This is a genomic window from Phenylobacterium sp. (assembly GCF_030654915.1).
Lineage (GTDB): Bacteria > Pseudomonadota > Alphaproteobacteria > Caulobacterales > Caulobacteraceae > Phenylobacterium.
The window spans coordinates 1-1,440 of the sequence record NZ_JAURWM010000026.1; the positions used below are offsets into that span (position 1 = coordinate 1).

At 67.2% G+C, this 1,440-nt stretch carries 1 protein-coding gene and 1 pseudogene; both read right to left on the minus strand.

All coding sequences use genetic code 11. From position 1 onward, the window contains the following. Positions 1-809: pseudogene (fadH, locus tag Q7T84_RS00905) on the minus strand (NADPH-dependent 2,4-dienoyl-CoA reductase); the annotation flags it as partial. An 8-nt stretch (positions 810-817) separates the two neighbouring features. Further along, positions 818-1,440: MaoC family dehydratase (locus Q7T84_RS00910; protein WP_304805677.1), on the minus strand; the 623-nt coding region annotated here is incomplete at its 5' end.

Below are 1,440 nucleotides of genomic sequence, written 5' to 3' on the forward strand. Positions count from 1 at the left end.
GCGAAGGCTCCGCGGGGCACCATGTGGGCGATGGTGGGGATCCGCGCCTCGTGCCAGCCAATCCCCGTATTGACCAGGTTCGCGCCGGCGGCCGCGACCGTCTTGGCCTGATCGACCCCCTCAGCGACGGTGCTGCCGCCCTCCACAAGATCAAGCAGCGACTGCCGGTAGACGAGAATGAACCGCTCGCCGCAGCGGGCGCGAACCGCCCTGACGATCTCGGCAGGCAGCCGCTGGCGATTGGCCGCAGAGCCACCCCAGCGGTCGGTGCGCTGATTGGTGCGCGGCGCCAGGAACTGGTTCAGCAAGTAACCTTCCGAACCCATGATCTCCACCCCGTCGTAGCCCGCCTCCTTGGCGAGCATCGCAGCGGTGGCGAAGTCCTCGATCGTGACGAGAATCTCCTCCTCGGTCAGCTCGCGCGGCGTCAGCGGGTTTATTCTCGAGGCGATCGGCGACGGGGCGACGAGGCCGTCGTGACGCGCATAGCGGCCAGCGTGGAGGAGCTGCAGCACGATCAGCCCGCCGGACTGGCGCGCAGCGGACGTGATCTGGGCGTGTCCAGCCACGGCGGCTTCGCACATCACCGCGCCGTTCCTGCCGAGCCGGCCCGCCTCATTGGGCGATATGCCGCCGGTCACGATCAGGCCCGCGCCGCCCTTCGCCCGCCGGGCGAAGAACCGAGCCTGTCGATCATATCCGTCAGGCGCTTCCTCAAGGCCTGTATGCATGGAGCCCATCAGCGTGCGGTTCGGGAGCGTAACGAACCCCAGGTCCAGCGGTGACAGCAGGTGAGGATAGGGCGACATATCGAGGCCTATGCTGGGAGAGCGAACGTCGCCCTGGCTTGAGACAGCACGATACGCCCATCCGCGGTTTCGCCCTGCACGATGGCCTCGCCGTCGCCGGTACGCCAGATCTTGGTGACGATAGTGTCCCCATACAGCACCCGGTCAGCGAACCGGCCCTGGAAGGAATGGAAGGTGGCCGGATCGTCGGCGCATAGCTCTCGCAAGATGGCGCGACCCACAATGCCGTAGGTGCACAGCCCGTGCATGAAGGGCGCGTCGAACCCGCCCATCCTAGCGAACGCCGGGTCGATATGGATCGGATTCCGGTCGCCCGACAGCCGGTAGACCGCGCCTTGTTCTGGACGGGTCTCGAAGTTGGCCACAATATCCGGAGAGCGGTTGGGGACGGCACCATCTCCGCTCGAGGGTCCGCGCTCGCCGCCAAAACCGCCCGCGCCGCGGACAAACAGGGTGGCATGGGTCCGGAATAGGTCGCCGTCGGCGTCGCGGGCCACACCCTCGACCCCCAGAACGGCGGCCTTTCCCTTGTCCCAGACCTCAGTGATGCGGCCGCTCACCTCGACGCTGCCTTCGGGGGGGAGGGGCCGGAACAGCTCGATGGACTGTTCGCCATGAAGCAGCATCTCCA